The organism is Pseudomonas sp. PDM32, assembly GCF_019219225.1.
Taxonomy (GTDB): Bacteria; Pseudomonadota; Gammaproteobacteria; order Pseudomonadales; family Pseudomonadaceae; genus Aquipseudomonas; species Aquipseudomonas laurylsulfatiphila.
Genome location: NZ_JAHUWE010000024.1, coordinates 20,396 through 27,718 on the forward strand (window position 1 = coordinate 20,396; position 7,323 = coordinate 27,718).

The window sequence follows — 7,323 nt, forward strand, 5'->3', positions numbered from 1 at the left end:
ATGCCGCACATTTTGATCGTCGAAGACGAAACCATTATCCGCTCCGCCTTGCGCCGCCTGCTGGAACGTAACCAGTACCAGGTCAGCGAAGCCGGTTCAGTGCAGGAAGCACAAGAACGCTTCACCATCCCCTCGTTCGACCTGATCGTCAGTGACCTGCGCTTGCCGGGCGCGCCTGGCACAGAGTTGATCAAGCTCGCCCAAGGTACGCCGGTGCTGATCATGACTAGCTACGCGAGCCTGCGCTCGGCCGTCGACTCGATGAAAATGGGTGCGGTGGATTACATTGCCAAGCCATTCGACCACGACGAAATGCTGCAAGCCGCCGCACGAATCCTGCGTGACCGACAAACGGCACAAACCGGTGGTGAAGCGGTTGCCGGCAAAGCCGCCAACGGTGCGGCGAAGTCCGGTGCCGACAACAGCAACGGTGAAATCGGCATTATCGGCTCATGCCCGCCGATGCAGGACCTGTATGGCAAGATCCGCAAAGTCGCGCCGACCGATTCCAACGTGCTGATCCAGGGCGAATCGGGCACCGGTAAAGAACTGGTGGCCCGCGCCCTGCACAACCTGTCCAGACGCGCCAAGGCACCGATGATTTCGGTGAACTGCGCAGCCATTCCGGAAAGCCTGATCGAGTCCGAACTGTTCGGCCACGAAAAAGGCGCATTCACCGGCGCCAGCGCCGGGCGCGCCGGCCTGGTGGAAGCGGCGGACGGCGGCACCTTGTTCCTCGACGAAATTGGCGAACTGCCACTGGAAGCCCAGGCTCGCCTGCTGCGCGTATTGCAGGAAGGCGAAATTCGTCGCGTAGGTTCGGTGCAGTCGCAAAAAGTCGATGTACGCCTGATCGCCGCGACTCACCGCGACCTCAAGAGCCTGGCGAAGATCGGCCAGTTCCGCGAAGACTTGTATTACCGCCTCCACGTTATTGCGCTGAAGCTGCCAGCCCTGCGCGAACGCGGTGCGGACGTCAACGAAATCGCCAACGCCTTCCTGGCGCGGCAAAGTGCGCGAATCAACCGCACCGACCTGAAGTTCGCCGCGGATGCCGAGCAAGCCATTCGTCACTACTCCTGGCCGGGCAACGTTCGCGAACTGGAAAACGCCGTCGAGCGCGCGGTTATCCTGTGCGAAAGCCCGGAAATCTCCGCCGAGTTGCTGGGCATCGACATCGAACTGGGCGACCTGGAAGATGACGAATTCATTGGCCTGCCCCCACAACAGGGCAACGGCAATGCCGGTAACAGCAACCACGAGCCGACCGAAGACCTCTCCCTGGAAGACTACTTCCAGCATTTCGTCCTCGAGCATCAGGACCACATGACTGAAACCGAACTGGCCCGCAAACTCGGGGTCAGCCGCAAATGCCTGTGGGAACGCCGTCAGCGCCTGGGCATCCCGCGGCGCAAGACCGGGGTGGCCAGCGAAAGCTGAACCCCACCTGTCACATGTGCGGGTAACACGTGACATTGTGAAAAAACTGTTACCTCAGCTTTTTCACGTAACAGAAGCCGGGGCTTACGGTAACGAAGCCCCGGCTTTTTTTCGCCTTCGAAATGCCCGACAGCCGATCTAACCCCTTGTTTTATTGGGCTTCGCAAAAGTTGGCACGCACCCTGCTATATGTTTGGTACAAGAACAATAACAAGCAATGCACAAGACAATAAAAATAAGACGAATCGACTCACGCACAATAAAAACAAGACGGCGAGAGGCGCAGCTAACTGATTCTTTTGGAGAGGCGTTGTATTTGGGGCTTGCCCCACGACCAGGCCGAGAACAACAAAAACTGTCCTAAGACAGAGCCTGTACTGGTTGGATCGAAAGATCACTGCAATTCAGCGACCAAAGCAATCCGTTTGCTCTTGGCTCCCGATTGGGAGGGTCATGAAGGAAAGCTTCATGGCAAGGGCACTTAACAAAAACAAAAAGCCCGAAACCAAAAATAAAAATAGAGCATGCAACTACTTCTTGGGGAGCTTCGGCTCCCCTTGTAGTTTCTGCGATTCAAGCCCCCCCCACTTCCTGTACCTGTAGGAGCGAGCTTGCTCGCGAAAAACCCGAGGGCGCAGCTGGGCATCAGGCTTAACACGCCATCGTTCACACCCATCGCGAACAGCTCGCCCCCACGGACTACGGCCTACAGTTCATATCTGCTGTGTCCTACACCATCCCCCGACTAAATGCTAGAATCCCCGCCCATCATGCGGTCATTCTTCTGTTATGGCCGAATATTCCTTCAAACAGTGCATCCCATGCTGAAGAAGCTGTTCCAGTCATTCCGTACTCCCAAGCGTCCTACGCAACACATTCGCAGCACGCCTGAAGTGCTCAACAGCGGCCAACACTCGCTGCAAAAGGCGCAATTCAGCCGCTACGCGGTGAATATCGTTGAACGCCTGCAGAGCGCCGGGTATCAGGCTTACCTGGTGGGCGGCTGCGTGCGCGACATGTTGCTGGGCATTACCCCGAAAGATTTCGACGTTGCCACCAGCGCCACCCCCGAGCAGGTACGGGCCGAATTCCGTAATGCGCGAATCATCGGGCGTCGGTTCAAACTGGTGCACATCCACTTCGGCCGCGAAATCATCGAAGTCGCGACCTTCCGCGCCAATCACCCGCAAAACGAAGACGAGGAAGACAGTAACCAGTCTTCACGCAACGAAAGCGGGCGCATCCTGCGCGATAACGTCTATGGCACCCTGGAAGAAGACGCGCAACGTCGCGACTTCACCATCAATGCCCTGTATTACGATCCGGTCAGCGAGCGCATCCTCGACTACGCCAACGGCGTACACGACATCCGCAATCACCTGATCCGCCTGATCGGCGATCCGAAGCAACGCTACCAGGAAGATCCGGTACGCATGCTGCGGGCCGTGCGCTTCGCCGCCAAGCTGAATTTCGGTATCGAAAAACACAGCGCCCTGCCGATCCGCGACCTGGCGCCGATGCTGCGCGAGATCCCGTCGGCTCGCCTGTTCGAAGAAGTGCTCAAACTGTTCCTCTCCGGCCACGCCGCCGATACGTTTGAAATGCTGGTCGACTTGCAGTTGTTCGATCCACTGTTCCCGGCCAGCGCCGAAGCACTGGAATACAACCCGACCTACACCCACACCCTGATCAGCGAAGCCCTGATCAATACCGACCTGCGGATAAAGCAGAACAAACCGGTCACCCCGGCATTCCTGTTTGCGGCCCTGCTCTGGCCTGCCCTGCCGGCGCGCGTCCTGCGTCTGCAGGAGCGTGGCATGCCGCCGATTCCGGCGATGCAGGAAGCAGCGCATGAGCTGATTGCCGAACAGTGCCAGCGAATCGCGATTCCGAAACGCTTCACCATGCCGATCCGCGAGATCTGGGACATGCAGGAACGCCTGCCGCGTCGCAGCGGCAAGCGTGCCGATCTGTTGCTGGACAACCCGCGCTTCCGCGCCGGCTATGACTTCCTGCTGTTGCGCGAAAGTGCAGGCGAGCAGACTGACGGCCTCGGCGAATGGTGGACCGACTATCAGGACGCCAATGAAAGCGAGCGCCGCGACATGATCCGCGACCTCAGCGGCAAGGAAGAAGGCACCGGCGCCCCGCGCAAGCGTCGCCGCAGCGGTGGCTCCAAGCGCAAGCGCGCCGCTGGCGCTTCGAGCACCACGGGCGAGTAATCCATGGAACGCATCTACATCGGCATGGGCAGCAATCTGGCTGACCCTGCCGAACAATTGCGCAGCGCCGCCGAGGCGCTGGCGTCCTTGCCGCAATCCCGACTGGTTGGGGTTTCGGAGTTTTATCAAAGCGACTCGCTGCTTCCCGGACAACCGCGCTACACCAACGCGGTGGCCGCTCTCGACAGCACGCTGGCGCCCCTGGAATTGCTGGATGCCTTGCAGGCCATCGAAAACGGCCAGGGTCGCGAGCGCCTTGAACGCTGGGGACCGCGTACGCTGGACCTCGACATCTTGCTGTTCGGTGATCGCCTGATCGACGAACCGCGCCTCAAGGTTCCCCACTACCACATGCAGGAACGGGCCTTCGTGCTATATCCATTGGCCGAGCTGGCACCTGCCGATCTGCAGCTGGCCGATGGCCGGACCCTGGCCGAACTGCTCAATGCATGCCCGTTCGTCGGCCTGGAACGCCTGCTCCCGACGTGACACAAATCACCTGTGGGAGCGGGCTTGCTCGCGAAAGCGGTGTGTCATCCAGAATCAATGTTGACTGAAACTCCGCCTTCGCGAGCAAGCCCGCTCCCACATTGGTTTTGTGTCGGGCACAAGATCTGCTGCTGAATCGCATCAGTTACTCCGGTAACACCCCACCCGTAACAATGCGGTAACACACGCAATTGACTTCCCTCGTTCTCCTCACGACTATAGGCGTCCCGCTGCCGCCAACACGGCGTTCAAGGGCGCAATCCAGGCCTTAAAAGCACGACGAAAGAGCGTGCGCCTGTGTTCAACGAAGAATCACGCGCGTTACTCGCAGTAGTTTCCACAGCGCCTGAATGAGGAACTTTTCATGCCAGCCATCACCCTGACCACCCTGCAAGGTCTGAAGCAAAAAGGTGAAAAGATCACCATGCTGACCTGCTACGACGCAACCTTCGCCCACGCCTGCAATCAGGCCGGCGTCGAAGTGCTGCTGGTGGGCGACTCCCTCGGCATGGTTTTACAGGGCCACGACAGCACCTTGCCTGTCACCACCGCAGAAATGGCTTACCACGTGTCTGCCGTCAAACGCGGTAATAGCGATGCCCTGATCCTCGCCGACCTGCCTTTCATGGCCTATGCCACCACCGAACAAGCCATGACCAACAGCGCCCTGTTGATGCAGGCCGGCGCGCACATGGTCAAGGTCGAAGGCGCATTGTGGCTGGCCGACTCGATCCGCCTGCTGGCCGAGCGCGGCATCCCGGTCTGCGCGCACATGGGCCTGACGCCGCAGTCGGTGAACATCCTTGGCGGCTACAAGGTCCAGGGTCGCAATGAAAACCAGGCGCGGCAGATGCGTGCCGACGCGATAGCCCTGGAACAGGCCGGCGCGGCCATGCTGCTGCTAGAGTGCGTCCCGAGCGAGCTGGCTGAAGAAATCACCCAGGCGGTGAAGATTCCGGTGATCGGGATTGGCGCCGGCAATCGCACCGATGGCCAGGTGCTGGTTCTGCACGACATGCTGGGGCTGTCCATTACCGGCCGCGTGCCAAAATTCGTGAAAAACTTCATGACTGGCCAGACCAGCATTGAAGCTGCGTTGAATGCCTACGTGACTGAAGTCAAGGCAGCGACTTTCCCTGGTATCGAACACGGATTCTCTGCATGAACACCGTAAAAACCGTACGCGAACTGCGGGCCGCCGTGGCCCGTGCCCGTAGCGAAGGCAAGCGCATTGCCTTTGTGCCGACCATGGGCAACCTGCACAGCGGCCACGTTGCACTAGTGACCAAGGCCTCCCAACGGGCGGACTTCGTGGTGGCGAGCGTTTTCGTCAACCCGCTGCAATTCGGTGCTGGCGAAGACCTCGACAAGTACCCGCGCACCCTCGCCGCCGACCAGGAAAAGCTGCTCCAGGCCGGTTGCCATCTGCTGTTCGCTCCGACCGTCGAGGAGATGTATCCCGACGGCATGGCCGGCCAGACCCGCGTCAGTGTCCCGCAATTGTCCGAAGGCCTGTGCGGCGCGAGCCGGCCGGGGCATTTCGAAGGCGTGGCGACGGTGGTCAGCAAGCTGTTCAACATGGTTCAGCCGGACCTGGCGATCTTTGGCGAGAAGGACTTCCAGCAACTGGCGGTGATTCGCGCGCTGGTACATGACCTGAACATGCCGATCCAGATCATCGGTGAGCCGACCGTACGGGCGGCCGATGGCCTGGCGCTGTCGTCGCGCAACGGGTTCCTCAACGAAGAGCAACGCGCCGTGGCGCCGGTGGTCTACCGCACGCTGAATGCGATCGGCGAGGCGATCAAGCAGGGCGAACGCGATTTCCCCGCGCTGATCGACACGCAGATCAAACAGCTCGAAACGGCTGGCCTTCGTCCTGACTATCTGGAAATCCGCCATGCCCTGACCCTGCGCCCGGCGACGGCTCAGGATCGTGACCTGGTGATTCTGGTAGCGGCGTTCCTCGGTACGACGCGGTTGATCGACAACCTGCACCTGAACCTCGACGCGCCAATCTAGACAACAAAAAAACCTGTGGGAGCGAGCCTGCTCGCGATAGCGGATGTTCAGTCACAACAGTTTTGCCTGATCCACCGCTATCGCGAGCAGGCTCGCTCCCACAGGGGTTCTGCTGCGCCCATACAGACCTTACTGACGCCCACAAACCCTTCGGGCCACTTGCCCGCCGACCTGGGAAACATTCATGCACGCCATCATGCTCAAAGCCAAGCTGCATCGCGCCGAAGTCACCCACGCTGTACTCGATTACGAAGGCTCCTGCGCCATCGACGGTGAATGGCTGGACCTGTCCGGCATCCGCGAGTACGAACAGATCCAGATCTACAACGTCGACAACGGCGAGCGCTTCACCACCTATGCCATCCGTGGCGAAGAAGGTTCACGCATGATATCGGTCAACGGTGCCGCGGCGCACAAGGCCAAGGTCGGTGATCGCGTGATCATCTGCGCTTACGCTCATTACAGCGAAGCCGAACTGCTCAACTTCAAGCCGCGCATGCTCTACATGGCACCGGGCAATGAACTGAGCCACACCAGCAATGCCATTCCGGTCCAGGTCGCCTGATCCGAGCCCTGTCTCTTCCGTTTGTCGGACCATTCCTAACTTCGATGTTAAAAAAGTACCGGAAACAGGTCAGACAAAGTCAAGACAGATCATTGCGCGGGGTTTACTGTATTCGCCCTGCGCCATGAAATCGTGTCGACGCAGTTGACCGGAACGCCCACCCACAGCGCTCCGGGATTTTTAGTGTTCTAAAGGCCGTTCAAGTAATAAGGAAACCCGCAGCGATGGCGTATTACCGCACTCCTCACGACGTGACCGCTCTGCCCGCCTGGCAAGCGTTGAATGACCACCGCCAAGCCATGCAGGATTTCAGCATGCGCGAAGCCTTCAATGCCGATCCGCAGCGCTTTACTCAATTCACCCTCAGCAGTTGCGGCCTGTTTCTCGACTACTCGAAGAACCTGATCAACGCCGAGACCCGCAATCTGCTGGTGGGCCTGGCCAACGAAGTCGACCTCAAGGGCGCGATCAAATCGCTGTTCGACGGCGAAATCGTCAATGCTTCCGAGGGCCGTCCGGCCCTGCACACCGCCCTGCGTCGCCCGGTTGGCGACAAGCTGTCGGTCAATGGCGTCAACGTGATGC

The 7,323-nt window shown here is 59.6% G+C and carries 6 protein-coding genes and 1 pseudogene; all 7 read left to right on the forward strand.

Going from position 1 to position 7,323, the window contains the following annotated elements; all coding sequences use genetic code 11:
- On the forward strand, positions 1-1,440 hold the full coding sequence (locus tag KW846_RS29425; RefSeq protein WP_007971105.1) for a sigma-54 dependent transcriptional regulator: 1,440 nt from the start codon (positions 1-3) through the stop codon (positions 1,438-1,440).
- Positions 1,441-2,261: 821 nt separating this feature from the next.
- Entirely contained in the window at positions 2,262-3,662 is a 1,401-nt protein-coding gene (locus KW846_RS29430; protein ID WP_218486432.1) for a polynucleotide adenylyltransferase PcnB, read from the forward strand.
- Positions 3,663-3,665: 3 nt separating this feature from the next.
- On the forward strand, positions 3,666-4,151 hold the full coding sequence (folK, locus tag KW846_RS29435; RefSeq protein WP_218486433.1) for a 2-amino-4-hydroxy-6-hydroxymethyldihydropteridine diphosphokinase: 486 nt from the start codon (positions 3,666-3,668) through the stop codon (positions 4,149-4,151).
- Positions 4,152-4,515: 364 nt separating this feature from the next.
- Positions 4,516-5,316, forward strand: a complete 801-nt coding sequence (gene panB / locus KW846_RS29440) for a 3-methyl-2-oxobutanoate hydroxymethyltransferase (RefSeq protein WP_218486434.1) — start codon at positions 4,516-4,518, stop codon at positions 5,314-5,316.
- Entirely contained in the window at positions 5,313-6,173 is an 861-nt protein-coding gene (gene panC / locus KW846_RS29445) for a pantoate--beta-alanine ligase (protein ID WP_218486435.1), read from the forward strand. The genes panB and panC overlap by 4 nt, the downstream gene beginning before the upstream one ends.
- 184 nt (positions 6,174-6,357) lie before the next feature.
- Positions 6,358-6,738 carry an aspartate 1-decarboxylase gene (gene panD / locus KW846_RS29450; protein WP_003228271.1) on the forward strand — a complete coding sequence of 127 codons (381 nt, stop codon included), beginning with the start codon at positions 6,358-6,360 and terminating at the stop codon, positions 6,736-6,738.
- Positions 6,739-6,962: 224 nt separating this feature from the next.
- A pseudogene (locus KW846_RS29455) lies at positions 6,963-7,323 on the forward strand (glucose-6-phosphate isomerase); the annotation flags it as partial.

Excerpts from the sequence above, each read along its gene's own strand:
- KW846_RS29425 (WP_007971105.1), top strand. The coding sequence starts at position 1 with ATGCCGCACATTTTGATCGTCGAAGACGAAACCATTATCCGCTCCGCC.
- KW846_RS29430 (WP_218486432.1), top strand. The coding sequence starts at position 2,262 with ATGCTGAAGAAGCTGTTCCAGTCATTCCGTACTCCCAAGCGTCCTACG.
- folK (WP_218486433.1), top strand. The coding sequence starts at position 3,666 with ATGGAACGCATCTACATCGGCATGGGCAGCAATCTGGCTGACCCTGCC.
- panB (WP_218486434.1), top strand. The coding sequence starts at position 4,516 with ATGCCAGCCATCACCCTGACCACCCTGCAAGGTCTGAAGCAAAAAGGT.
- panC (WP_218486435.1), top strand. The coding sequence starts at position 5,313 with ATGAACACCGTAAAAACCGTACGCGAACTGCGGGCCGCCGTGGCCCGT.
- panD (WP_003228271.1), top strand. The coding sequence starts at position 6,358 with ATGCACGCCATCATGCTCAAAGCCAAGCTGCATCGCGCCGAAGTCACC.